Source organism: Methylophilus sp. Q8 (assembly GCF_000800115.1).
Classification (GTDB): domain Bacteria; phylum Pseudomonadota; class Gammaproteobacteria; order Burkholderiales; family Methylophilaceae; genus Methylophilus.
On sequence record NZ_JUHE01000001.1, the window covers coordinates 2,687,526 to 2,710,803 of the forward strand.

The following is a 23,278-nucleotide window of genomic DNA, read 5'->3' on the forward strand; positions in this document are numbered from 1 at the left end:
CATTATACCCGCAAACCCCTATCTAAAGCACGGCTTTAGCAATGGCGATCTTCAGGTCTTGCGTAGAAAACCAATAAAAAAGCACGCCATCATGCGTGCTTTTTTACTTCAAGCTGGTATTTAGCGGTTCAGCCACAAAATAAGCAGGCCGATCGCCGCAGAGGCAAAACCAACAAAGCGTATCTGGCCATCTTGCAACTGCAATAGCTTTTCAAATGTTTGACGCCATGCGCGCGTAAACAGCAGTGGCATCAAGCCTTCAATCAGCAATACCCCACCAATCAGCCACCACCAGTTCATCGACAAGTCAGCTAAGCAGCCACAGGCAAGAAATTACTTCTTGCCACTGCTACGCATATATTTAAAGAAGTCAGAGCTTTGATCGATTACCATCACGTCAGACTTGCTCTTGAAGCTGTTTTTATACGCTTCCTGACTGCGGTAAAAAGCATAGAACTCGGGATTTTTACCGAATGCCTGTGCGTAGACTTCAGACGCCTTGGCATCGCCCTCGCCCTTGACCTTTTGCGCATCACGGTAAGCTTCGGCAATAATCACTTCACGCTGTCTGTCGGCATCCGCACGGATTTTTTCAGCCGCTGCGGCACCTTGTGAACGCAACTCGTTGGCCACCGACTTACGCTCGGCTTCCATACGCTGATACACAGACTCACTCACCTCTTTTGGCAAGTCGACACGGCGCAAACGTACATCCAGAATCTGGATACCCATCTGACGGCTTTCTTTGTCGGCACGCTGACGCAGAATCTCCATGATTTCAGAACGCTCGCCAGATACCACATCATGAATCGTGCGCTTACCAAACTCGGCACGCAAACCATCATTCACCATTTGTGACAGGCGACGCTCAGCTTGCACTTCGTCACCACGCACAGACACATAGTATTTGGACGGATCAACAATGCGCCATTTTACAAATGAATCCACCAAGACGTTTTTCTTCTCGCTGGTAATAAAGCGGTCTGGCTCTTCCCAGTTCAGCGTCAGAATACGTTTATCGTAATAGCGGATATTTTCCACCATTGGCATCTTAAAGTAGAGGCCAGGCTCGCTCTTGACGGACACGATCTCACCCAGGCGGAACACCAGTGCGTATTCACGCTGGTCAACGGTATAGGCCGAAGAGGTAATGATCACCAGCAGGACAAACACCCCGATTAACAGACTTCCAATATTTCTCATATGTATATTCCTTCAGGGCAATCTAGCGATATTCACGATCGCGGCTTCTCATCGCATCACGCGAGCGATCCGAGGTGCTTGCGTCGGCTTGTGGTTCCTGCACCGGCTTGTCAGCCGTTGTCGCAGGTGCAGATGCCGCATTATTGCCTGCACCACTCATGCTCATGAGTTTATCCAGCGGCAAATACAGCAGGCTATTGCCACCCTTCTGGTCTACCAGCACTTTGCTGGTATTGGCTAATATATGCTCTTGCGCATCCAGATACAGACGCTGGCGTGTCACTTCCGGCGCTTTGTTATATTGCGACAGCACCTGCTCGAATCGGTCAGCATTACCTTTGGCTTCGTTTTCTACACGCAACTTATACCCTGCCGCCTCTTCGGTCAAACGAGAGGCAGTCCCTCGCGCCTTAGGAATTACGTCATTCGCATAGGCCTGGCCTTCATTCTTCTGCCGCTCCAGATCCTGTTTGGCTTTCACTGCATCGTCAAACGCGGCTTGCACCTGCTCTGGTGGTTGCGCATTCTGCATGGTCACGTTAACCACATTGATGCCAGATTTATACCTGTCCAGCATGTCCTGCATCAGCTTTTTGGCTTTAGCAGCCACATCATCACGGCCTTCATATAGCACAAAGTCCATTTTGCTTTTACCGACGATTTCACGAATCGCGGTTTCTGCTACGCCACGTACGCTTTCTTCAGTCGAACGGTTGCTAAACTGGTAATCCTCAACAGACTTCAGGTTATATTGCACCGCAACTTGCAAGTCGATGATGTTTTCATCATCGGTCAGCATCAAAGACTCTCTGAGCTCTTTGCTGCGGCCAGACTCACCTTCAAATGAGCGATAGCCCATTTCAATGGTACGCACCTGCTCCAGGTTAACGTTTTCGATGGTTTCAATCGGGAACGGCAAATGCCAGCGAGGACCAGGCATGGTGGTCTCAACATGTTGGCCGAAACGCAATACCACACCACGCGAACCCTGATCAACAATATAAAAGCCAGAGCCCAGCCAAATGAGCGCGACCAGGCCTAAAATAGGCGCCACTGGCAATGGTTGCGGTGCAGGTGAGGTGCCACGTGGGCCACCCTGTCCGCCTTTGTTGCCAAACAAACGATTCAGCTTTTGATTCAAATCCTTGAATACCTCATCCAGGTCAGGCGGGCCTTCGTTATTCTTATTCCAAAAGCCGGGGAATTTTCTCATGCTAGTACTCCGTGTTTTTTTTGATCTTTTAAACATAAGCACGCTCTTCAGTGCTCAGTTTTTTCAAATATTGCTGATGCTCCAACAACGCCTGGCGTAAATCATCAATACCAGTGCCTTCTCTAGCCGAGACGCGCACTGTACGGATGTTACCATACTCGTCTCTATCAATTCCTGGCGCCATGCCCATGCGGTCTATCTGGTTCAACACCAGAACCTGTGGGACATTGGCGGCACCAATCTCGTTCAGCACAATGTTGACCTGCTCAATTTGATTATCGCGGTTAGGGCTGGCGACATCGACAATGTGCAGCAATAAATCTGCTTGTGCCGCTTCTTCCAGCGTCGCACCAAATGCTTCAATCAGTGTGGTGGGCAAATGCTTGATAAAACCAACCGTGTCTGAAAGCACCACGGGATAGCCATCAGGCAGATGCATTTTGCGTGAAGTGGTATCAAGCGTGGCAAATAGCTGATCTGCCGCATAGACGCCAGAATGCGTTAAACGGTTAAACAAGGTCGATTTACCAGCGTTGGTATAGCCGACCAAAGACACGGTCATCAGGTTGGAGCGTTTGCGTGCACGCCGCTGCATCCCGCGCTGCTGTTTGAGTTTGTCCAGTTTTTCACGCAGTTGCTTGACGCGTACGCGCAGCATACGTCTATCCAGCTCCAACTGCGTTTCACCTGGACCGCCGCGCACACCGATACCACCTTTTTGCCGTTCAAGGTGGGTCCAGCCACGCACCAGCCGTGTAGACAGATGCTCCAGCTGCGCCAGCTCTACCTGCAACTTACCCTCGTGCGACTGCGCACGCTGGGCAAAAATATCCAGGATGAGACCGGTGCGATCAACAACGCGTGCTTCGAGCAGTTTTTCGAGGTTGCGCTGCTGCGACGGGCTCAAATCATGGTTAAAGGCAGCCACTTTGCTATCGTGCGCTGCCAACAATGCCTTGAGCTCATCTGCCTTACCAGAGCCGATAAAATATTTGGGATCGGGTGCCTGACGCTTGCCTTCCAGCGTCGCTGAGATATTCAATCCGGCAGTGCCGGCGAGGTGGCGGAGTTCTTGCAAACTTTCTTCGTAGTCAGCATCACCAAAATTGACGCTGACCAGAACGACGGCATCTCCGCCGCTTGGCCTATCAAACATGCATTAAGATTCTTGTGCTGTTTCGTGTGGCGCCAAACTGACTGGACGCGCTGGAACGATGGTTGAAATCGCGTGCTTGTAAACCATTTGGGTCACTGTATTTTTTAACAAAATCACATATTGGTCAAAAGAGTCAACCTGACCTTGCAACTTGATACCATTAACCAGATAAATAGACACTTGCACGTGTTCTTTTCTTAAGGCGTTCAGAAAAGGGTCTTGTAACATTTGGCCTTTATTATTCATAGAATTGCTCCTTGTTTGTTTTAATCGTATTGGAGTTTTATTATCTTGAACACCAATCCCTCATAATGACTATGATTGTACTAATTTGTTCCAATTTCAATCCCCGCACCTTATTTTTTTGGAAATAATGCGCGAATACGCTGCAAACAGGCCTCTTTACCCAATATCGACATCACCTGATCAATGCTGGGCGACTGTGCAATCCCGATTAAAGCCACCCGTAATGGCATGGCCAATTTGGGAAATTTAATCTGTTGCTCAGCCACGACCTGATTTAGCGCATCGTGTAAGTTATCGGCAGTCCAGGCAGAATCTTGAGTCTTTTGCAAAAAGCTTTCGATATACGCAGACGTTTCTTCCTGGATATGTTTGGTCGCATCTGCTTCATTGATCGCTGGCACCTGGTAGAAGAACGCAATTTCCTTTGCCAGTTGATTCAGGTTGTTAGCCCGCTCACGGTATAAATTCAGCACCGCCAGCAAATCCGGCGATTGCGTTTCCGTGATACCCAGCGCAGCCAGGCGCGGCTTCACTTCGTCCGCAATTTGCGCTAGTGGCAAGCTTTTAATGTAGTGCGCATTAAGCCAGTTGAGTTTTTCGGTATTAAACTGCGCAGCCGATGGCGTGATATGGTCAAGATCAAACCATGCACAGAACTGCTCCATGCTGAATACTTCATCATCACCATGTGACCAGCCCAAGCGTGCCAGGTAGTTAAGCACCGCTTCACGCAGATAACCGTCTTCGTGATACTGCATCACACTCACGGCGCCATGGCGCTTAGATAATTTCTGTCCATCATCACCGAGGATCATGGACAAATGCGCATATTGAGGCACTTGCGCGCCCAAAGCCAGCAACATATTGATCTGGCGCGGCGTGTTATTGACGTGGTCATCACCACGGATCACCTGCGTCACGCCCATTTCCCAGTCATCGACGACCACACAGAAGTTATAAGTGGGCGTGCCGTCAGCACGCGCAATAATCAGGTCATCCAGCTCGGCATTGGCAATCTCGATACGGCCTTTGACCATATCGTCCCATGCAACCACGCCAGTAGTCGGGTTTTTAAAGCGCACGACAGGCGGCACATCTTTGGGCGCATCAGGCAAGACCTTGCCTGTTTCCGGGCGCCAACGGCCATCATAGCGCGGCTTTACGCCCTGCTGCATTTGCGTTTCACGCAAGGCATCCAGTTCTTCTTTGCTGCAATAGCAATAATAAGCATGGCCTTCATCCAGCATTTTCTGGATAATTTTCTTGTAAGTATCCATGCGCTGCATCTGGTAAAACGGACCTTCATCATGATCCAGTTGCAACCAGGCCATGCCATCCAGAATCGCCTGCACCGCTTCTGGCGTTGAACGCGCGACATCGGTATCTTCAATACGCAGGATAAATTGCCCGCCATGGCGCTTGGCATATGCCCATGAAAACAAGGCAGTACGTGCGCCGCCAATATGAAGGTATCCGGTAGGGCTGGGTGCAAAACGGGTTTTAACAGCTGGTGACATGATGACTCTCTGAACGCTCAAGCCTGCCATTTTAACATGGCAGCCGCACTCCTGCCTGACTCCTAAGCTTGGTGCAAAATGGCCGCAACCAGATTGAAGCCAGCAGGCAAACGCGATATGATGCAGCCATGACGCAATCCCCTACTTTCAGCAACGATATTCATGTCGGCGAGCTTTATGGCAAACCTGCCGCACCTGGCCAGACCAGTGCGATTTATCATGTGGTCGCCGTGCACAAGCTAGGCATTACCTTGCAAAATATGGATAACCCGTTGAGCCAGTTTGAAACCACGGCCAGCAAATTGCTGCAATCCGGCTATGTGCGTTTAAGCCAAACGCCTTATGTCAATCTGCAACAGGCTGGCAAACGCAAAACAGCGCAACAAAAACTCAAGCGCTGCCCGTTTACGCTAGATGTATTTGCCGAGCGCGCCGATTGCGAACGACCGGCAGTGATTGCCTAAGCGACATCTACAATAAAAAATGCCGCAATAGCGGCATTTTTTACGACTTGATTCAGCGGATAACATCCTGGCTGATTAATCCTCTGGCGGCGCACCGATCAAATCATGCCCTTGCGAGTCGACAATCTGCACATCGACAAAATCACCTGGATTCAAGCCATCGGCATCCTGCAAGTAAACAATGCCATCAATTTCCGGCGCATCACTTTTCGTCCGCGCGATAGCAATGACATTGCCTTCGTCGTCTTCAGTCAGCTCATCCACCAGCACGGTTTGCAGGCTACCGATCTTGGCAGCCACTTTGGCCGCGCTGATACGCTCTTGCACCTCCATAAAGCGGCTTAAACGTTCCTGCTTGATTTCTTCAGCCACCTGATCCGGCAAGGCATTCGCCACTGCACCATCGACGGCAGAATAGGCAAAACAACCCACACGGTCCAGCTGCGCCTCTTCCATAAAGTCGAGCAGCATTTTAAAGTCGTCTTCGGTTTCACCCGGGAAGCCAACAATAAAAGTACTACGGATGGCAATTTCAGGGCAGATATCGCGCCAAGCCTTGATGCGCGCCAGGTTATTTTCGCTACTGGCCGGGCGTTTCATGGACTTGAGAATGCGCGGACTGGCGTGTTGCAGCGGCACATCCAGATACGGCAAAATCGCCCCCTCCGCCATCAGCGGAATTACATCATCCACATGCGGGTATGGATAGACATAATGCAAGCGCACCCACACACCCAGCTCACCCAGTGATTTACTGAGTTCAGTCATATGGGTCCTGACCGGACGGCCGTTCCAGAAGCCTTTACGGAACTTCATATCCACGCCATACGCTGACGTATCTTGTGAAATCACCAGGATTTCGGACACACCGGCGTTGACCAGGCTTTCGGCTTCGTTGAGTACATCACCAATCGGACGACTGACCAGGTCACCACGCATACTCGGGATAATGCAGAAGCTGCAACGGTGGTTACAGCCCTCAGAAATCTTGAGGTAAGCATAGTGCTTGGGCGTCAGGCGGATGCCTTGTGGCGGCACCAGGTCAACATAAGGATCATGTGGCTTGGGCAGATGTGTGTGGACGTGGCCCATGACTTCTTCGAGCGCATGCGGGCCAGTCACCGCCAGTACGCTGGGGTGCGCACCGGTGACGACGTCTTTTTTGGCGCCCAGACAGCCAGTCACAATCACTTTACCGTTCTTGTTGAGTGCTTCACCAATCGCATCCAGTGATTCCTGCACGGCAGAATCAATAAAGCCACAAGTGTTGACCACCACCAGGTCAGACTGCTCATAGCTATTACTAATTTCATAACCCTCAGCACGCAGCTGGGTCAAAATGCGCTCGGAATCAGACCCTGCTTTTGGGCAACCCAGGGAGACAAAACCGACTTTAGGCGAACTTTGCATAATGATTCTCTCTTAACCTTCTACCAACCATTTGGTGACAGCGACCGACGCCACACCCAACACAATTAACAATAACTGACTCAGGGTATCGCGTAACGCTGTGCGTTTATGCAAGCCCGGGATCAAATCGGCCACGGCCACATACAGCATGCTGGCGGCAGCCAAACTGAGGATATACGGCACCCATTGCTGCACCAGGTTTAAGGCCAGATAGGCCAGCAAACCACCTGCCAGAGTTGCCAGACTGGAGCCTATATTAAACAAGAATGCTTTTTTCTTGCTGTAGCCGGAGTGCAGCAAAATCAGGAAATCGCCCACCTCTTGTGGAATCTCATGCGCAATAATCGCCAATGCCGTCACCAACCCGACTTGCATATCAACCATAAAGGCCGCACAAATCAGGATGCCATCGACAAAATTATGAAAGGTATCGCCAACCATGATCATCAAGCCACTGCGGCCGCCATCGTGGGCATGGGCATGATGATGTCCGACGACCTGCGCTGGCTGAGCCTGTGGCAATTTAAATTTGATCGCCCCTTGTGGCTTCTTGCCCGCCTGCTGTTCCGGGTGCAACTCAGGGCAATGCGCTTCATCATGCATGGCATGCATTTCACAATGCTCACCATGGCAATGGCGCCATAACACCAGTTTTTCCAGGGTAAAGAACAACAACACGCCAAACAGCATGGTGGCGGTCATGGCTTCTATATTGGGGCTGGTTTCAATCGCATGCGGCAAGATTTCGAGAAACACCGCAGCCAGCAAGGCACCAATGGCGTAACTTACCAACAAAGGCACCCAATGTTTTTTGGCATTGAGCGCAAAGATCGCTGCGACACAGACGCTTAAAACTCCGCCCAGCAAACAAGCCAGCACCATGCCGGTAAAGGGTGAAATGTCAGAAAGTAATGTGGTCAAGGCAATCATGCAGTGTTTATCGCTGGAAGGCGCGCATTATACGTGAGTTATCAAAAAAACAAAGCATAAACAAATAGTTAACCTTTACCAGAACCAAGGTTTTAGCAGGCTATCAAGCCTTAAATAAACTGCGCCACGATATAGCCAATGACAATACCGATCAATAAGGCCATGGTCAGCCCGCGATAAGTCAGCACATCACGTGAATAGCCGCGGCGGATCGCGACATAAGAAACCAGATAACCCATCGCATTCAGCAACCAGATAAAACCGAAACTCAACACTTTCACGATAATGGGACCAATCAGTGGTACCAGGCCGATCAGGCCTACCAGCCATACAAACAACCCAGATACCAATCCCACCAGCACAGCCATCCCCGCCAGTACACGCGCATCCCAATCGAGATAAATGCCCGTCGCGATTAACGCCGCCAAGGCCATCGCCAGCAACAACATATTTGGCCAGGCACGCTGACCACTCAACAGTGTCTCCGTACCTGTGCCGGCAGCTGCCGGATGTCGGCGCGCACGTAATCGTTTAATCATCAGCAGAACCTATAGCGTTGAGATTAAACCAGCAAGGTCCTGCACCTTGGCGCAGTTTTGCCAGTGTGGTTTACGCATGCCGACATCGCCCGCATAACCCCAGCTCACCAGCGCAAAATCCATCTGGTTCGCATCAGCTGACATGCCGTCTTCCAGACGGTCGCCAATATACAAACAATCGTCTACCACCAACCCGTTGTCTGCCACCACGCGCCCGATCATTTCAGCTTTGGATTTAAGTGGCGGGTTAAAATAATCCAGCGCATACACGCCGGTGAAAAACGCCTGCCAGCCAAGATGGGCCATGATTCTTTCGGTCGGGTAAAAGCGCTTATTAGTCGCAATATATAACTGGTAGCCCTGTGCTTTCAGTTGCTGCAACATGGCAGGCACACCGTCAAACACCACTGACTGCAAACAGCCCGTGCTGTCGTAATGCTGCTTGAAAGCAGTTGCCAGTGTGTTTAATAAGGTAGCATCATCGCTACCTGAAAGCCGCTTCAGCGTTTCCATCAGCGGCGGGCCGATCACATCATGCGTCAACGGTGCTGCCAAAGGCGTATTGGTGGTGCTGAACGCCAAGCCAAAACAATGCAGGATGCTTGGCGCAGAATCAATCAATGTGCCGTCTAAATCAAAAATTAAATGCTGTTTCATAAATACTGTGAGTGAATCGTAAGAATGACTTTTTTATTATTTAGCCACAGAGGTCGCAGAGAACACAGAGGAAAACCTAAAGACCATCTTTATGGTGGCCTCTCCTAGGCAGCTTCAGTAAAAGTGCTTTTCTCTGTGCGCTCTGTGGCAAGAAATTTACTCGAGCCAGATAAAGCTACCCATGCGGCCGGTATCCCCATCGCGCCTGAAGCTGAAGAAAGTCTCAGGCTCGCTAAATGTGCAGCGTCCGCCACCATATACCTGCGTGACGCCTAATGTTTGCAAACGCTGCTTGGCAATGGTGTATAAATCGCCCAGCCACTTATCGCCTTTGGCTTTAAACGCAGACTCAGCTTGAGTATCTTGCGCCATAAACTGCGCCCGCACTTCACCGCCCACTTCAAACGCATCTGGTCCAATGGCGGGCCCCAGCCAGGCCATGAGTTGACCAGCCGACACCGGCATGGCAGCGATGGTCGCTTCAATCACGCCATCGCACAAACTTCGCCAACCTGCATGAATGGCCGCCACGGCCGTTCCGGCCTGGTCACAGAGCAACACTGGCAGGCAATCTGCGGTCATGGTCACACACACCACCTGCTGGCGACCGGTAAAACTGGCATCTGCACTTTCCAGGCAAGAGGACAAAGCGGCGTCAATCACCCGCACACCGTGCACCTGGTTCAACCATACCGGTTCGCTGGGCATATAAGCGCTCAATAATTGCCGATTGGCCGCCACATGCTGTGGCTGGTCTTTGACATGATCGCCTAAATTCAAACTGGCATACACGCCCATGCTCACCCCACCATTGCGTGTAGTTTGCAAGGCTTTCACATTGGCAGGCGCGGGCCAGTCAGGCGTGATGAATGCTAAGCCAGTCATTATTCGTCCTCGTCGCCCCAGTCTTCGCCCATATCATCATCGGACTCATCATCAAAGTCGTCGTCGCCCCAATCTTCGTCATCGTCCCCGACAAACAGGCCGTTTTCATCGACATTAAAATCCGGGGGCGGCAGTTCTTCCACCGGCTTGACCACGCGCATGGCTTCCAGCAACTCACGCATATCGTCGGCCAATTCAATCTGCCATTCCATCGGCTCATTGGTCACCGGGTGTATCAAGCCCAATTTAATAGCGTGTAACGCCTGGCGTTTAAAGTTGCCAATCACCTCGCGCAGTTCTGGCGTCATCATTTTGTGCGGAATAATATTGCCGATACCATACATCGGATCCCCCACCATAGGTGCTTTCAGATGCTGCAAATGCACGCGGATCTGGTGCGTACGGCCGGTTTCGAGGTTACAGCGCAGATAAGTATTGGTGCCAAAGCGCTCGAGGATTTCGTAATGCGTGATGGCCGGACGGCCGCGACGGATCACAGCCATCTTGGTACGGTGATGCGGGTGACGGCCAACCGGCTGATCAACCTTGCCGTTGCGCCACAACTGCCCCCACACAATCGCGCGGTATTCGCGCTTGACCGTACGTGCCTGCAACTGGCGCACCAGGCTGGTTTGCGCTTCCAGCGTTTTGGCAACAACCAGCAAGCCGCTGGTATCTTTATCCAGCCTGTGCACAATACCTGCCCGCGGCACTTCTTTGAGTGACGGCCAGTGAAACAGCAAAGCGTTGAGCAGCGTGCCGCTCCAGTTACCGGCAGCCGGATGCACCACCAAGCCGGCTGGCTTGTTAATAATAATCAGGGTATCGTCTTCGTAAACGACGTCCAATGGGATATCTTCAGGTTCAAACGCGTTTTCCTGCGCGTTTTTAGGCGGCGTGACTAGCAATTGCTCACCGCCCCAGACTTTGGTTTTAGCCGTTGGTGCTTTGCCATCCAGCAAAACCAGCCCTTCTTTGATCCAAGCCTGTAATCGGCTGCGAGAATGATCCGGCAACATTTGCTGCAAAGCCAGATCGAGACGCTGCCCGCCAAGATTGCCAGGAACGACCAGATGTAAGGAGGCGCTTTCTTTCATATTTTCAAACAGCATCAGTTATAATGCCCTGAGTTTCCTTTGATAAAACAACATTAAACAACATGCTTCGCATTTTACCGCTTAACACCCTGTTCACGCGTGCTTTTATTTTGATCACCGCGCTGGCTTTGAGTGCTTGTGCCATTTTCGGCAATCCGAATCCGCCAGATGAGACCAAGGGCTGGGCAGAACAACGCCTCTACGCTGCAGGTCAGGAGAAAATGGCTGACAAAAACTACGACAAGGCCATTGAGTATTTCCAGAAACTGGAAGCACGCTATCCGCATGGCGCCTATGCCACGCAAGCGCAGCTGGAAGTGGCTTATGCCTACTATAAAAAATCTGAGCCGGTGCTGTGCTTATCCGCCGTTGATCGTTTTATCAAGCTGCATCCTAATCACCCCAACCTCGATTACGCCTATTACCTCAAAGGCCTGGCGACATTTAACGAGCGCGGCATTATGGAGAAATACACCAAGCAGGAAATCAACGACCGCGACCCGAAAACCTTGCGCGTCTCATTTAACGCATTCAAAGAACTGGTTGAGCGTTTTCCGACCAGCCGTTATGCCAAAGACTCAACCCAGCGCATGGTGTACCTGGTAAACACGCTGGCCATGCATGAAATGCACGTGGCACGTTACTATATGCAACGCAAAGCCTATGTCGCAGCACTCAACCGCTCCAGATACGTCTTGGAAACCTACCCGAACTCTAGCTCGGTGGAGGATGCCCTGGTGACCATGATTAGCGCCTACGATGCGATGGATATGGCTGACCTGAAAGGCGACACACTGCGTATTTTGAAAACCAATTACCCTGAAAATCCGATGATCACCGGTAAAATTAATGAAGATGAAAAGATCTGGTGGAAATTCTGGGAAAGTTTGTACTAAACCTGTCTATTATTTAGTTGCTTATTTAGCACCCAAAAAACGCCAGTCAAGCTGGCGTTTTTTTATTACGTCAAACAACACTACTCAACCCCTTTTTGATCACAAGCAAAACCTTCCGCGCGCTCTGCCGCAAAAGCTTCTCTCTCAAACGGATGATCATAGTAAGCATGTCGGCCACACAATAGCTGCCACAATCCTGCCAGCAAATAAGCTGGAATAAACAATATCCCCCAGCGCTCAGCTTGCTTGACATGCACATGTTCGTGCGTGCGCAACTGATCCAATACGCCAGGCGAACAGCCGATAATCACATGCCCCAAGGCCATGGCAGCGAATCCACCCAGGTGCAACATACACGTTGCCATCCGACCACCATGCACCTCAACCACGCCATGGCTGATGCGTACCTTCGCCCCTAATAATAGCCACAGCAGACCAGCAGCTAGGCCTATCAAGGTCGTTGGTAATGTCCACAGAAAAACAAGCATGCGTATCATCATAGATGCCAATCATACAGAATGCCTGTCACCCGTGCTTGGTTGACAGTCGTATGCTCCATGCATATCATATGAGAATAGTTATCATTACATCAACAAGCCCTCATGCCCGCAGCGGATGCTACTCCTCAACAAGCGCTACGCACTTTTTATCATGCGCACCACACTTGGCTGGTCAATTGGTTAAAACGACGTCTTGGCTGCGTTCATCATGCGAATGATCTTGCACATGATACGTTCCTGAAGCTGGTTGCCAAACCATCCACATTGACGCACATTCAGGAGCCACGGGCTTTTTTGAGCACCGTGGCGCATGGGCTGATGGTGGATCAATTTCGCAAAAGCGCATTAGAACAAGCCTATCTGGACGCGATCAGGCATTTACCAGTATCCTTGGCGCCCTCCCCAGAAGATCATCTTGCCATGCTTGAAATCCTGCTACAGATAGATCTCTTATTCCGTGGACTAAAACCGAATGTGCGCAATGCTTTTTTACTGTCGAAACTGGAAGGGCTGACCTATCCTGAAATTGCAATGCGACTCGGTATTTCCTTGCGTACGGTTGAAACTTACATGGCCGAGGCACTACGCCACCTATTAACCGTGCCGCGCGCTTAATACATCCAAAGCAAACTACGCCCCATGTCTACACTCAACGCTCGCCCAATCAGTACATCTGCCAGCATCCCCCCTGACATTATGGATGAATTGATCGCCTGGTCAGTCAAGTTAAATTCAGGCACCGCAAGCGATGTTGACCAGCAGCGTTTTCAGGAATGGCGGGCTTTTGATCCCATGCATGAACACGCCTGGCAAACACTGCATGCCATGGAGCAAAATTTCACAGCTATTCCAGCACACGCCAGGCAGCTTGTCGCGAACACCATTACGCGTGCTGATGCACAAACTATCACGGCAAGGCCGCGCAAACCTAAACTCAAAGCGTTGGCGATGACGACGGTCACACTGCTTGCAGCCGCCTTCCTGATCAATCAAGTTTCGCCATGGCAACAGCCAATACACTATGCCACCCACATTGGTCAGCGCGCGACGTTCCAACTGGCAGATGGCACGCAACTCATGCTGAATACCAACTCCAGTGTAGATGTGCGCTACACCCTGTTGAAACGTGAAATTGTGCTCAACCACGGTGAAGTTTATCTCATCACGGGCCATGATACTGACGCGTTGTTTGGACGTCGCCACTTCTGGGTCAATACGGCGCAGGCAAAACTTGAAGCCATAGGCACCCGCTTTTCGGTATATCAGCAAGCAAATACCACTCAACTGCATGTGGCCGAGGGGATTGTGGCCATGCATGTCGCGCAGCAGCCAGAAGTCAGAGCATACGCCAATGACACCTACCGCATGCAAGGGGCAAGCGCTTTACCAATTAAAGCTGAGACACCGCATTCTGATCCAATGGCTTGGGTAGATGGCGTCATTATCGCCAAACAAATGCGCTTGGAGCACTTGATGACCGAGCTCTCACGTTATCAGGCGCTGCCACTCAGCTATGAAGACAATACCGGCAACCTGGTTGTATCTGGCGTATTTCAGCTCAATCGTAATGACCCGGCCGAACATGCTTTACAAACATTGGGCCACACCTTGCCTATCCGCATCACCCGGCAGCACGGGCAATTGCTTATCAGAAAAAAATAATTCCAATAAATCTGCGGGTTTTTGCCCAGTTATTCGGCATAGGGTTATTTCTCTCATTTACACAGAGGTTTAACGCAATGCCCGGGCAATCACATCAACAAAAACCATTTTTCCGCAAACATATTTCAACCGCCTTGCATGCGGCATTGATTGCAAGTGTGAGTGCTGGTTTCACCGCCACCTACTCCAACGCGGCCTATGCCGAAGAGAACCAGGTGTTTGACTTCAAATTACCGGCAGGCAAGCTTGAAGATGCTCTCAATGCCTTAGCAAAACAATCAGCAATTACCCTGACCTTTGATGCAAACCAGGTCAAAGGCAAAACGGTGCGTGCCATCAAAAAATTGTTAACGCGCGAGCAAGCCCTGCAACAATTGCTGAAAGATACCGCTTTAGAAGCCAAAGCCACGAATGGCGCCATCATTATTGTGCCAAGGCCAATCGCTGCACACACCGACACCTTACCCGAAGTCAGTGTCAGCGCAAGCCGCTCACGCGCCACTAACACCCTGTCTCAGCCCTTTGCAGGCGGCCAAGTGGCAAAAGCCAGCCGTATGGGTATTCTTGGCAATGTCGATATTTTTGATACCCCATTTAGCACACAAAGCTACACCGAAGAATTCGTGCTTGACCAACAAGCAAGACGCCTGGCTGATATTATTGCTGCAGATCCTTCTACCCGCAGCGCCATGGCGGAATATGGCGACAGTGAAACCTACCATATTCGCGGATTTCCTTTATTTACCAACCAGGTGGGTATTAATGGTTTATATGGCATGACCGACCTGCGCCGTATTGCGCCTGACTTCTATGAACGGGTCGATGTATTAAAAGGCCCTGCTTCCATGCTCAATGGCAGCAGCCCATTTGGCGTCACGGGTGGCAATATCAACCTGGTCTCCAAGCGTGCGGGCGACACGCCGCTTAATCGTTTTACTGCCAGTTACATTTCAGACAGCCAGTTTGGCGGACACCTTGATCTGGGTCGCCGATTTGGTGAAGACAATGCCTGGGGCGTACGCCTGAATCTGCTGGCACGTGATGGCGATACCCCGATCAGCCGCCAGTCAGACCGCATGCATATCGGCTCTCTGGCCGTAGATTATCGCGGTGAAAAACTCACCGCCAGCTTTGACCTGGCAAGCCAGGATCGCTTAACCAGAGGCTATTCAGCCAACATCACTTACGGTTCTGGCTTTGCACTCCCACGTGCACCGCAAAATGATAAAAACTTTGTCAATGACTGGGAGTTTTTTAAAGGCGACTCGCATTACTGGATGACAAAAGTCGAATACGAATTCACGCCCGCCTTCACCGCTTACATTAACTACGGGCAAGCCAAAGGCAATGAAGAATATTTTTATGCGGGCTCACAAGGACGCCGCATCATCAACAGTGCAGGCGACTTCACCGCACGTGTCGGTGGTTATCGAGGCTGGTATGAGGTTGACACCTACGAGGTAGGTTTGCGTGGTTTTAAGCAACTGGGCAGTGTCAGCAACAATTATGCACTTGTCTACAACGACTTTAACCGTACCGCTGGGGGTGCCGTCGCACATGCCACGGCGCCATACACCGGCAATATCTATCAAAGCCCTAATCTGCCTAAACCCACGGTCAATTTTGGCGTGATTCCACAAAACGGCGACTTGCAATTAAACAGCATTGGGCTCATCAACACCTTCGGTTTTGTCCAAGACAATGTGTTACTCACCTTGGGTGCACGTCAGCAAACACTTTACAGCGGGATTTTTAACAACGGCTCTAAAGTAAATGCTTATGATGAGAGCAAAGTCACACCAACGACTGCGCTGCTGGTTAAACTCGGCAATTACTCTTTGTATGGCAATTACAGTGAAGGCTTATCTCAAGGAGCCATTGCACCCAGCACAGCGTCCAACCCTAACGAACAGTTGCCGCCATTTGTCGCCAAGCAACATGAGGTTGGAGTGAAATATAATGCGGGAACCTTTGGTGTCACTGCCGCCGTTTTCCAGATTACGCAACCCAATGTCTTTACCACTACAGCCGGCCGTCTGGTCGATGACGGCGAACAGCGCAACCGTGGTCTGGAACTGTCAACCTTTGGTCAACCCTTGAGTGGACTACGCCTACTTGGCGGCGTCACTTTTATTGATGCAGAACAAACAAAAACACTCAACGGCATCAACAATGGCAAAGATGCGATTGGCGTACCTAAAGTCAATGTGGTGATCAATGGCGAATATGATATTTATGCGCTCCCCGGTTTAACGCTGACTGGCCGAATTTCCAGCTTTAGCGAAGCACAAGCGGATAATGCCAATACACAAAGCATTCCCGGCTGGACGACCTTTGATGCAGGTGCACGTTATGTCACACACTTCTCGGGCAACAAAGTGACGTTACGCGCCAACGTAATGAACCTGGCAGATAAAAACTACTGGAACTCAGTATCGCGCAGCTTTATTACCATGGGTGCCCCACGCACGGCCCTGCTTTCAGCAACAATAGACTTTTAATGCCTCACAAAGGCCTGCTGAGCAGGCCTTTGATTATCTGGCCTGGCATTGAATAGGCAGCATGCGGCCAATCTCTACCGTCAAGGCATTGCCTTTACCGCGGATGGTATTCGGCCCGTTGCTGTAGATAAATCCTGAACCGCTGGGCTGCTGTGGCAGGCTGATTTCACTTTGCGCACGCATGAGCACCGCACTGGCAGGCTCAGCCACAAAGCGCACACGCAATACTTCGCCATTCTGGCAATCAAACACCACAGCCTCAGAGCTCACTACCGGTGCCTTGGCAGCACACCCCGCAAGTACCGAGGCAACACATGCACTGCGCAGCAAAATCATCGCCAAACTCATACTGGCCTCGGCGCAAACATGATAATAGCCATACCCAACATGGCGACTGCCACCCCCAGCATATCCCAGCCGGAAGGTTTGATACCATCCACCAGCCACAACCAGATAATCGCCACGCCGATATAGACACCGCCGTAAGCGGCATAGACACGGCCAGCCGCCGTTGGGTGCAGCGTCAGCAACCAGGCGAACAATGCCAGGCTGAGTGCAGCGGGTACTAATAGCCAGGCACTTTTACCAGCCCTTAACCACAAATAAGGCAAATAACAGCCAACAATTTCAGCCACAGCGGTCAGTGCAAATAGAAATAGTGTTTTCAGCAAAAGAATTCTTTTCCAGAAGATGAATGGAGCAGCTAAATGACCACGCGGCCTTTATGCACACCCTGCCGCATCGGGTATGCCCTTTGCAAAGCGCCTGTATTGCAGCCAATAAAGTAATACGCCAGCCGCAAGATTAAACACCGCCTGCAATAAGGGCAAAAACAGAAAAATCAGCCCTTCCTGCGCATCGGGATACATGAGCAAGGTCTGGCCATATACCCATGCAACGACCAGCACTTCGAACACGGCAAACCTTAACCATTGTTTCTGGATATCACAGCGGTGAAAGAAATACCTGCCAGCAAACAGAATGACATAAGGCATCACAGTCCACAAAGTGATGAGTAACCCTGCGCGCTGGCTTAAAAAACGTAAACTGCTGGCGGCAATAATCTCAAAGCAAACCGCCAATATGGCGCCAGACAAGGCCACCAGCGATAGTTTTTGCGTAGGTTTCATCTCACGTTCAAGAAATTTGCAGCCATCGGTAGTTGCTGATTTTGCCTGGAGGCAAATCAAATGAGCGCGCACCGGACAGGGTAAATGAGGCGCCAAAAGAAACAGAAACAGGCGCATCCAGCACGGCGGTTGGCCGGGTTTTATCCACCACGAGCACCTCCACCTCACTCGGCTCGGACTGGTTACCTGCGTCGTCTTCAACCACCAGGCGGAAGCGATGCCGCCCCGGTGGCAGAGGGTTCGTCGCATCTACCGTGACTTCAATGCTGGCCGTGTTGGTTCTGATTTCCTGCCCTGGGATAAACTTTGCCATACCACCCTCCCCTTTGTCGCAAAAGACGTGTGAACTTAACTGCCTCACAATGTATGACAGATTTCATGCACGGGCAAGGGACAGTTTTGCAAGCAGCGGCGCAAGCCGAATTACTCCTGCTCTGAAATCAGCAGTTGATTATGGTCAGTCTTGAGGTAAAACGTGCCGTTCTGGTCAATCTGGATCGCACGTATACGATAGCCGCTCAATACCGGCTCGGCATAGACCAGCGAAGTCCCCTCTTTGCGCACACGGTACAAAGTGGTATTGCCCATGCCTGCAACAAATAAATCGTTATCCCAGAAGTCATTGCGGCCGGTGGATGGATATTTCACCAAGGGACCAATACCGATCGAAGGCACAAACGTCATTGCTGGTTTTTCGTAGCCTTCATGGCTATTAAACTTGTTACCATAATAGCCGCTCATGCCATCGCGCTCGTAGATGGTGCCATAACTGACAATCGGCCAGCCATAGTTTTTGCCACGTTTAATCAGGTTAATTTCATCGCCGCCACGTGGCCCATGATCAGTGAGCCATAGCTCATTGCTTTCACGGTCAAAATACAAACCGCCTGAAGGCGAGCGGAAACCGGAAGCATAGACTTCAGCATTCAGGCGCTGCAAATCAATACGCACCACTTTGCCCAAGGAGGTCGTTTTGTCCTGCACACGGTCTGGCTTGGAAAAATCGCCGAGGCTAAGGTATAAAGTACGCTCATTCTCACCCAGCGCCAACTTGCCGCCTACTTGATGGCCTAAAATTGGCTCTTTAATGGCTGGGCGGCTGATATAAATCTCACGGTCAAAACTGACCTCACTATTCTCGACATCGACCTCAAATTCACTCACGGCCAGCCGCACACCATTACTTGCCTCATCCCAGGCGGTATAAGCCACATAGAGGGTTTTCCCCACCAGCAAAGAGTCTTTCACGCCAGACAATTCCCGGCAATACACCAGTTGTTTGCTGCTGCTTTCGTCAGCCGAGGTTTCGCCGCCAGGGATAAACTTAGCCAAGGCTTTGCCTGGCTTCACCAACTCCATGCTGTCGTTCTGGCGCACGAAAAACACTTCGCCACACTTGCTGATAAACAGGAATAGTTTTTTATCCAGCCGCTCAAAAGGACCGGACGGATACTGATCTTCAAAGGGTAGTTTGTATTCCTTGAGGGTTTGCGTGCCAAACACTGAACTGATCCTGGGTGGCTCGGGGGCTTTGTTGGCTTCTTTGTCAGCCTCAGCCGCCTCGCTTCCAGATAGCAACAACCTGGGTACCACATCTTCACCGGCCAACGTAGTGACTGGCAATACACAACTTAAACACAGAGCAACAATGACACTGAATGCCCCAAGGGCAGAGGTCGCGATTGAACATCGCTGATTAGAATAATGCAAAACAAGACTCTCCGTTAGCTAGCTTCTTTTCGAGTCCCCCATCCCAAAAAAGTTTATACAGCCTTAAAAATGTGAATTTAAAACAATTAAAATCAATACGTTATTTATTTTTATTAATGTAATTTGTCACTAAAATTTTTAATAACAAAGCAGAAATCATCACGCCCCAGGCGGCTAATGTCAACTTGATAAACGCTGCAAAGGCATCCTGCTGACAAACTGCTTGCAAGAAAGAAAATGTATCCTCACAGCCAAAGGCCACCACTGCAAAAGCGAAGCCAGGCCCCAGATGCAAAATACTTAAACCATAAATCAAACCACGTAACAACTCAGACTCCAAGCACAAAAATTTAAAACGCTTTATCCTTAAGACAATATGCCTCTGGGCAACAGTGACTTACTGCATGCCTTTAAATATCTGGTAAGTGCCACCCGTGTAATTACCTTGAAATGAACTGGCCCTGACGCCCGCAGCCACTTCCATTTCGAACGGCACGCGCTCATAAGAATAAAAATAGCGCCCTTTTTGCACGCAACGATCACAAGGGCTATTGTCGTAACTATACACGTCAACCTGTGCATCGCCGACCCCTTGAATGCGCTGTTGGTGATACCCGGCAAGAATCACTTTTTCTATCACCACGCCAGGCGTGGTGTTAACCTGCCAGGTCACGCCTTCATAAGCCATCAGGCCCAAAATAATCGGCGTCGTCTCATCACTGACATTCACGGTAATCGTGCGCTGATCTCGTCCAGGATTCAACAATGCCTGGCACGTATTCACAGCGGAAGGTTCTGATTTACCTGCGGCCTCGTTCATCGCCTGGCACTGTGCCCACCATGGTCGCTTATCCGCGGTTTCCGGCAGCTGCCCCTGGTAAACGCCTACCACATGCAAAGCCGCTTGTGAGGCGGATTTGGGCTTCACAACAGGCGCCTGGGTGATCGTGCTAGGCACTGTGCTGCAACAACTAGCTACCAGCAGTGGCAGGCAGGCAACAAGTAGATAAGCCATTAATTGACGCTGATTCGTCATTCTTACTCTTTCTGGTCTGCGAAAACAGATCACTCATTCAAAGTGATTGATATCATAAAAAAAGCCCCTGGCGGGGCCACATGGTTTGCAATAGCCAACCCTGTTTATAAATGAATCTCCCAGCTTTGCAATAGCCAGTTTGAGCTATGCCTGTGTGAATGTGTCGCTAACGTTTGATTGCCAGCACCAGCACACCGACCGCCACCAGCGCTAAGCCCAGCCACTCACGTGCATTTAAGCGCTCGCCCAAAAACAGGCAGGCAAACACCGCGACCAGCACCAGGCTCAACTTATCCACCGGCGCGACCTTGGAGGCTTCGCCCAGTTGCAGCGCACGAAAATAGCAAATCCACGAGCCTCCAGTGGCCAAAGCGGATAAGCTGAGAAAAACCAGTGAACGGCCGGGTAGCGTGAATGGATTACTCCATTTACCCGCCAGCCAGACGAACGGGGCCAGCACCAGCGTAATCAGCACCGTACGAATCAAGGTGGCAAAATCAGAGTCTATGCCTTGAATACCGATTTTGGCAAAAATGGCCGTCAGTGCAGCAAAGCAGGCCGACAGCAGCGCCCAGAACAACCATTGACTCACCATAAATGCAACTCCCGAGTTTTGTAAGAGACCAGTATATCAAGTGCGCTCATGGCTGTTAAAGAGATGACGTTTGCATAGAAATAAAAAAGACCGGCCGTAGCCAGTCTTTTTAACTAAAATGAGATTAGGCTTTCTCGCTACCGATAAAACGGTAAATGACCGCCCCTAACACTGCACCTACAATCGGCGCCAGCCAGAATAACCAGAGCTGTGAAATCGCCCAGCCATCAACAAACACGGCCACGCCAGTGCTGCGCGCAGGGTTCACCGAAGTATTGGTAACCGGGATAGAGATCAAATGTATCAAGGTTAAGCACAAGCCAATCGCAATCGGTGCGAAGCCTTGTGGCGCGCGCTTGTCGGTGGCACCCATAATCACCACCAGAAACATCATGGTCATGACCACCTCAGTGACAAACGCCGCCAGCAGGCTGTAGCCGCCAGGCGAATGCGCATCATAGCCATTAGAGGCAAAGCCTGCGGTCACATCGAAGCCCGCCTTGCCGCTGGCGATCACATACAATACGCCACCGGCCACAATCGCGCCCAATACCTGCGAAACAATATACGGCAGCAATTCTTTGGCCTGAAAACGGCCACCCGCCCACAACCCGATAGACACGGCCGGATTCAAGTGACAGCCAGAAATATGACCAATGGCAAAAGCCATGGTCAGCACAGTCAAACCAAACGCCAGAGATACCCCCAGCAAGCCGATCCCTACATCAGGAAAAGCCGCTGCCAATACGGCACTACCACAGCCCCCTATCACCAACCAGAATGTGCCAAAAAACTCCGCGACATATTTTTTCATTGCGCCCTCTCCTTTTTTAAATAGCCGATGGTTTACTCAACATGCCCGTGTGTTGACTCGACACCTGGTACCCACTCACAGCACGTTGTGCGCTCAATATAGCAAACTATCGCCCCTGCAGATGCGATCTGTTAAAAAATATTAAATAGCACTATCCTAATATCACATGCCAGGCATCTCACACGCTCAAAATAAAAAAGGCCGGCAACTGCCGACCCTTCAAAATCCCCTTAACCCTCATATGGTTAATGATCAATCCACATTTTGCCCAATGCGCCACAGCACGCCGGATGGGTCGGCAATACAAAAATCGCGCATGCCCCAGCTTTGCAGCTGAATCGGCCATACTTTGACACCGTAGGTCTGAATAATGCCGCTCTCTTGTATTTTGTCCCACCAGGCGTCGACATCATGCACGAGCAAATGCATCATGAAATTCTCGGCCAGGTTATCCGCACAAAAATCCTGCAACAGAAAGCTCACATGCGCATAATGAAAATAAGCCACGCCGCCGCCTTCTGACGCCATGGTAAAACCCATGTCTTTATAAAACTGCTTGGAAAGCTCGAAATTTTTGGAAGGAACGAAGGCTTTGATTTCTGTGACGGTGAGATTAGACATGATTAGATTTCCCAGTTTTTTGATTATTAGCCCGCGCGTTTGAACGAATTCTATTTTAAAAAAATTATGCCACCTCAACAACCCAGGCCGGGTTCCAGACCACTTCCCAGACATGCCCGTCCGGATCCTGAAAGTAACCCGCATATCCGCCCCAGAACGTCTCGTGTGCTGGTTTGATCACTCTGGCACCAGCCGTTAACGCTTGCACCATGACATGATCTACCTCTTGTGCCGAAGCCACATTATGCCCCAGCGTAAACGCAGTCGCGCTGGCAGGCGTCAAAGCCAGTCCGGTATCATGGCTAATGCTCTTGCGTGGCCACAGCGCCAGTTTTAAACCAGAAGCAAGCTGAATAAACACCACGGCACCATATTCATACTCCTGACCAATAATGCCTTCGGTTTTAAAGCCCAGTCCCTCTCGATAAAACCGTAATGACCGCTCAAGATCCTCTACGCCCAGCGTAATCACGCTAATATGCGGCCTCATTGCCAT

29 protein-coding genes are annotated in these 23,278 nt (G+C 50.6%); 5 read left to right on the forward strand and 24 right to left on the reverse strand.

The window, feature by feature from the left end:
* Positions 1–120: 120 nt before the first annotated feature.
* The 6 genes from GQ52_RS12645 to gltX all read right to left on the reverse strand — a co-directional run bounded on the left by GQ52_RS12645 (position 121) and on the right by gltX (position 5,335).
* Entirely contained in the window at positions 121–300 is a 180-nt protein-coding gene (locus GQ52_RS12645) for a DUF2065 domain-containing protein (RefSeq protein WP_024930007.1), read from the reverse strand.
* Positions 301–333: 33 nt separating this feature from the next.
* Complete coding sequence (hflC, locus tag GQ52_RS12650) at positions 334–1,203, reverse strand: protease modulator HflC (protein ID WP_019882151.1); 870 nt, start codon at positions 1,201–1,203, stop codon at positions 334–336.
* A 22-nt stretch (positions 1,204–1,225) separates the two neighbouring features.
* Positions 1,226–2,416: an FtsH protease activity modulator HflK gene (gene hflK, locus GQ52_RS12655; protein ID WP_047518184.1), complete on the reverse strand. Its 1,191-nt coding sequence runs from the start codon at positions 2,414–2,416 to the stop codon at positions 1,226–1,228.
* Positions 2,417–2,444: 28 nt separating this feature from the next.
* The gene (gene hflX / locus GQ52_RS12660) at positions 2,445–3,572 is read right to left on the reverse strand and encodes a GTPase HflX (RefSeq protein WP_019882149.1); all 1,128 of its coding nucleotides are present in this window, start codon (positions 3,570–3,572) and stop codon (positions 2,445–2,447) included.
* 3 nt (positions 3,573–3,575) lie between these two features.
* Complete coding sequence (gene hfq, locus GQ52_RS12665) at positions 3,576–3,818, reverse strand: RNA chaperone Hfq (protein ID WP_019882148.1); 243 nt, start codon at positions 3,816–3,818, stop codon at positions 3,576–3,578.
* Positions 3,819–3,928: 110 nt separating this feature from the next.
* Positions 3,929–5,335, reverse strand: a complete 1,407-nt coding sequence (gltX, locus tag GQ52_RS12670) for a glutamate--tRNA ligase (RefSeq protein WP_047518186.1) — start codon at positions 5,333–5,335, stop codon at positions 3,929–3,931.
* Positions 5,336–5,463: 128 nt separating this feature from the next.
* Here gltX and GQ52_RS12675 point away from each other — a divergent pair, with 128 nt between their 5' ends.
* Positions 5,464–5,799: a hypothetical protein gene (locus GQ52_RS12675; protein ID WP_198289763.1), complete on the forward strand. Its 336-nt coding sequence runs from the start codon at positions 5,464–5,466 to the stop codon at positions 5,797–5,799.
* 75 nt (positions 5,800–5,874) lie between these two features.
* Here the strand turns inward: GQ52_RS12675 and rimO are convergent, their stop codons facing one another.
* The 6 genes from rimO to rluD form a co-directional block, all read right to left on the reverse strand.
* Positions 5,875–7,209: a 30S ribosomal protein S12 methylthiotransferase RimO gene (gene rimO, locus GQ52_RS12680; RefSeq protein ID WP_047518188.1), complete on the reverse strand. Its 1,335-nt coding sequence runs from the start codon at positions 7,207–7,209 to the stop codon at positions 5,875–5,877.
* 12 nt (positions 7,210–7,221) lie between these two features.
* Entirely contained in the window at positions 7,222–8,139 is a 918-nt protein-coding gene (locus GQ52_RS12685; RefSeq protein WP_047518190.1) for a ZIP family metal transporter, read from the reverse strand.
* Between the two features lie 110 nt (positions 8,140–8,249).
* On the reverse strand, positions 8,250–8,678 hold the full coding sequence (locus tag GQ52_RS12690) for a hypothetical protein (RefSeq protein ID WP_047518192.1): 429 nt from the start codon (positions 8,676–8,678) through the stop codon (positions 8,250–8,252).
* Positions 8,679–8,687: 9 nt separating this feature from the next.
* Complete coding sequence (locus tag GQ52_RS12695; RefSeq protein WP_047518194.1) at positions 8,688–9,335, reverse strand: HAD family hydrolase; 648 nt, start codon at positions 9,333–9,335, stop codon at positions 8,688–8,690.
* A 156-nt stretch (positions 9,336–9,491) separates the two neighbouring features.
* Positions 9,492–10,220 carry a peptidoglycan editing factor PgeF gene (gene pgeF / locus GQ52_RS12700; protein ID WP_047518199.1) on the reverse strand — a complete coding sequence of 243 codons (729 nt, stop codon included), beginning with the start codon at positions 10,218–10,220 and terminating at the stop codon, positions 9,492–9,494.
* On the reverse strand, positions 10,220–11,332 hold the full coding sequence (gene rluD, locus GQ52_RS12705) for a 23S rRNA pseudouridine(1911/1915/1917) synthase RluD (RefSeq protein WP_047518201.1): 1,113 nt from the start codon (positions 11,330–11,332) through the stop codon (positions 10,220–10,222). The genes pgeF and rluD overlap by 1 nt, the downstream gene beginning before the upstream one ends.
* Positions 11,333–11,379: 47 nt before the next feature.
* Here rluD and GQ52_RS12710 point away from each other — a divergent pair, with 47 nt between their 5' ends.
* Positions 11,380–12,213 carry an outer membrane protein assembly factor BamD gene (locus tag GQ52_RS12710; protein ID WP_047518203.1) on the forward strand — a complete coding sequence of 278 codons (834 nt, stop codon included), beginning with the start codon at positions 11,380–11,382 and terminating at the stop codon, positions 12,211–12,213.
* 80 nt (positions 12,214–12,293) lie between these two features.
* Here the strand turns inward: GQ52_RS12710 and GQ52_RS12715 are convergent, their stop codons facing one another.
* On the reverse strand, positions 12,294–12,701 hold the full coding sequence (locus GQ52_RS12715) for a hypothetical protein (RefSeq protein ID WP_235273314.1): 408 nt from the start codon (positions 12,699–12,701) through the stop codon (positions 12,294–12,296).
* A gap of 114 nt (positions 12,702–12,815) precedes the next feature.
* On the opposite strand from GQ52_RS12715, the gene GQ52_RS12720 reads away from it, so the two are divergent.
* The 3 genes from GQ52_RS12720 to GQ52_RS12730 all read left to right on the forward strand — a co-directional run bounded on the left by GQ52_RS12720 (position 12,816) and on the right by GQ52_RS12730 (position 16,876).
* Positions 12,816–13,328 (forward strand): sigma-70 family RNA polymerase sigma factor, encoded by a 513-nt coding sequence (locus tag GQ52_RS12720; protein WP_047518205.1) that lies wholly within the window; start codon positions 12,816–12,818, stop codon positions 13,326–13,328.
* 24 nt (positions 13,329–13,352) lie between these two features.
* Positions 13,353–14,375, forward strand: coding sequence for a FecR domain-containing protein (locus GQ52_RS12725; RefSeq protein ID WP_235273335.1), 1,023 nt, complete (start codon positions 13,353–13,355; stop codon positions 14,373–14,375).
* Between the two features lie 77 nt (positions 14,376–14,452).
* Positions 14,453–16,876, forward strand: coding sequence for a TonB-dependent receptor (locus tag GQ52_RS12730; RefSeq protein WP_047518208.1), 2,424 nt, complete (start codon positions 14,453–14,455; stop codon positions 16,874–16,876).
* A gap of 33 nt (positions 16,877–16,909) precedes the next feature.
* Here the strand turns inward: GQ52_RS12730 and GQ52_RS12735 are convergent, their stop codons facing one another.
* The 11 genes from GQ52_RS12735 to GQ52_RS12785 all read right to left on the reverse strand — a co-directional run bounded on the left by GQ52_RS12735 (position 16,910) and on the right by GQ52_RS12785 (position 23,278).
* The gene (locus tag GQ52_RS12735) at positions 16,910–17,212 is read right to left on the reverse strand and encodes an MliC family protein (RefSeq protein WP_235273337.1); all 303 of its coding nucleotides are present in this window, start codon (positions 17,210–17,212) and stop codon (positions 16,910–16,912) included.
* A gap of 8 nt (positions 17,213–17,220) precedes the next feature.
* Positions 17,221–17,553, reverse strand: a complete 333-nt coding sequence (locus GQ52_RS12740; protein ID WP_198289784.1) for a YnfA family protein — start codon at positions 17,551–17,553, stop codon at positions 17,221–17,223.
* 45 nt (positions 17,554–17,598) lie between these two features.
* Positions 17,599–18,006: a hypothetical protein gene (locus tag GQ52_RS12745; RefSeq protein WP_047518212.1), complete on the reverse strand. Its 408-nt coding sequence runs from the start codon at positions 18,004–18,006 to the stop codon at positions 17,599–17,601.
* A 7-nt stretch (positions 18,007–18,013) separates the two neighbouring features.
* Positions 18,014–18,319 carry a hypothetical protein gene (locus tag GQ52_RS12750; RefSeq protein ID WP_047518214.1) on the reverse strand — a complete coding sequence of 102 codons (306 nt, stop codon included), beginning with the start codon at positions 18,317–18,319 and terminating at the stop codon, positions 18,014–18,016.
* A 110-nt stretch (positions 18,320–18,429) separates the two neighbouring features.
* On the reverse strand, positions 18,430–19,629 hold the full coding sequence (locus GQ52_RS12755; RefSeq protein ID WP_047518216.1) for a PQQ-dependent sugar dehydrogenase: 1,200 nt from the start codon (positions 19,627–19,629) through the stop codon (positions 18,430–18,432).
* A 187-nt stretch (positions 19,630–19,816) separates the two neighbouring features.
* The gene (locus GQ52_RS12760) at positions 19,817–20,044 is read right to left on the reverse strand and encodes a hypothetical protein (protein WP_235273339.1); all 228 of its coding nucleotides are present in this window, start codon (positions 20,042–20,044) and stop codon (positions 19,817–19,819) included.
* A 69-nt stretch (positions 20,045–20,113) separates the two neighbouring features.
* A complete protein-coding gene (locus GQ52_RS12765) occupies positions 20,114–20,752 on the reverse strand; it encodes a hypothetical protein (protein ID WP_235273341.1) in 639 nt (212 codons plus the stop codon).
* Between the two features lie 166 nt (positions 20,753–20,918).
* Complete coding sequence (locus GQ52_RS12770; protein WP_019882123.1) at positions 20,919–21,347, reverse strand: EamA family transporter; 429 nt, start codon at positions 21,345–21,347, stop codon at positions 20,919–20,921.
* A gap of 124 nt (positions 21,348–21,471) precedes the next feature.
* Positions 21,472–22,161, reverse strand: coding sequence for an aquaporin Z (gene aqpZ, locus GQ52_RS12775; RefSeq protein ID WP_024929986.1), 690 nt, complete (start codon positions 22,159–22,161; stop codon positions 21,472–21,474).
* Between the two features lie 252 nt (positions 22,162–22,413).
* Positions 22,414–22,782 (reverse strand): VOC family protein, encoded by a 369-nt coding sequence (locus tag GQ52_RS12780; RefSeq protein WP_019882121.1) that lies wholly within the window; start codon positions 22,780–22,782, stop codon positions 22,414–22,416.
* A 64-nt stretch (positions 22,783–22,846) separates the two neighbouring features.
* Positions 22,847–23,278 carry a VOC family protein gene (locus GQ52_RS12785; protein WP_081979357.1) on the reverse strand — a complete coding sequence of 144 codons (432 nt, stop codon included), beginning with the start codon at positions 23,276–23,278 and terminating at the stop codon, positions 22,847–22,849.

Bases quoted from the DNA above. Each gene is read 5' to 3' on its own strand.
- GQ52_RS12645 (WP_024930007.1), bottom strand. From the start codon at position 300: ATGAACTGGTGGTGGCTGATTGGTGGGGTATTGCTGATTGAAGGCTTG.
- hflC (WP_019882151.1), bottom strand. From the start codon at position 1,203: ATGAGAAATATTGGAAGTCTGTTAATCGGGGTGTTTGTCCTGCTGGTG.
- hflK (WP_047518184.1), bottom strand. From the start codon at position 2,416: ATGAGAAAATTCCCCGGCTTTTGGAATAAGAATAACGAAGGCCCGCCT.
- hflX (WP_019882149.1), bottom strand. From the start codon at position 3,572: ATGTTTGATAGGCCAAGCGGCGGAGATGCCGTCGTTCTGGTCAGCGTC.
- hfq (WP_019882148.1), bottom strand. From the start codon at position 3,818: ATGAATAATAAAGGCCAAATGTTACAAGACCCTTTTCTGAACGCCTTA.
- gltX (WP_047518186.1), bottom strand. From the start codon at position 5,335: ATGTCACCAGCTGTTAAAACCCGTTTTGCACCCAGCCCTACCGGATAC.
- GQ52_RS12675 (WP_198289763.1), top strand. From the start codon at position 5,464: ATGACGCAATCCCCTACTTTCAGCAACGATATTCATGTCGGCGAGCTT.
- rimO (WP_047518188.1), bottom strand. From the start codon at position 7,209: ATGCAAAGTTCGCCTAAAGTCGGTTTTGTCTCCCTGGGTTGCCCAAAA.
- GQ52_RS12685 (WP_047518190.1), bottom strand. From the start codon at position 8,139: ATGATTGCCTTGACCACATTACTTTCTGACATTTCACCCTTTACCGGC.
- GQ52_RS12690 (WP_047518192.1), bottom strand. From the start codon at position 8,678: ATGATTAAACGATTACGTGCGCGCCGACATCCGGCAGCTGCCGGCACA.
- GQ52_RS12695 (WP_047518194.1), bottom strand. From the start codon at position 9,335: ATGAAACAGCATTTAATTTTTGATTTAGACGGCACATTGATTGATTCT.
- pgeF (WP_047518199.1), bottom strand. From the start codon at position 10,220: ATGACTGGCTTAGCATTCATCACGCCTGACTGGCCCGCGCCTGCCAAT.
- rluD (WP_047518201.1), bottom strand. From the start codon at position 11,332: ATGCTGTTTGAAAATATGAAAGAAAGCGCCTCCTTACATCTGGTCGTT.
- GQ52_RS12710 (WP_047518203.1), top strand. From the start codon at position 11,380: ATGCTTCGCATTTTACCGCTTAACACCCTGTTCACGCGTGCTTTTATT.
- GQ52_RS12715 (WP_235273314.1), bottom strand. From the start codon at position 12,701: ATGCTTGTTTTTCTGTGGACATTACCAACGACCTTGATAGGCCTAGCT.
- GQ52_RS12720 (WP_047518205.1), top strand. From the start codon at position 12,816: ATGCCCGCAGCGGATGCTACTCCTCAACAAGCGCTACGCACTTTTTAT.
- GQ52_RS12725 (WP_235273335.1), top strand. From the start codon at position 13,353: ATGTCTACACTCAACGCTCGCCCAATCAGTACATCTGCCAGCATCCCC.
- GQ52_RS12730 (WP_047518208.1), top strand. From the start codon at position 14,453: ATGCCCGGGCAATCACATCAACAAAAACCATTTTTCCGCAAACATATT.
- GQ52_RS12735 (WP_235273337.1), bottom strand. From the start codon at position 17,212: ATGATTTTGCTGCGCAGTGCATGTGTTGCCTCGGTACTTGCGGGGTGT.
- GQ52_RS12745 (WP_047518212.1), bottom strand. From the start codon at position 18,006: ATGAAACCTACGCAAAAACTATCGCTGGTGGCCTTGTCTGGCGCCATA.
- GQ52_RS12750 (WP_047518214.1), bottom strand. From the start codon at position 18,319: ATGGCAAAGTTTATCCCAGGGCAGGAAATCAGAACCAACACGGCCAGC.
- GQ52_RS12765 (WP_235273341.1), bottom strand. From the start codon at position 20,752: ATGACGAATCAGCGTCAATTAATGGCTTATCTACTTGTTGCCTGCCTG.
- GQ52_RS12770 (WP_019882123.1), bottom strand. From the start codon at position 21,347: ATGGTGAGTCAATGGTTGTTCTGGGCGCTGCTGTCGGCCTGCTTTGCT.
- aqpZ (WP_024929986.1), bottom strand. From the start codon at position 22,161: ATGAAAAAATATGTCGCGGAGTTTTTTGGCACATTCTGGTTGGTGATA.
- GQ52_RS12780 (WP_019882121.1), bottom strand. From the start codon at position 22,782: ATGTCTAATCTCACCGTCACAGAAATCAAAGCCTTCGTTCCTTCCAAA.
- GQ52_RS12785 (WP_081979357.1), bottom strand. From the start codon at position 23,278: ATGGCAATGAGGCCGCATATTAGCGTGATTACGCTGGGCGTAGAGGAT.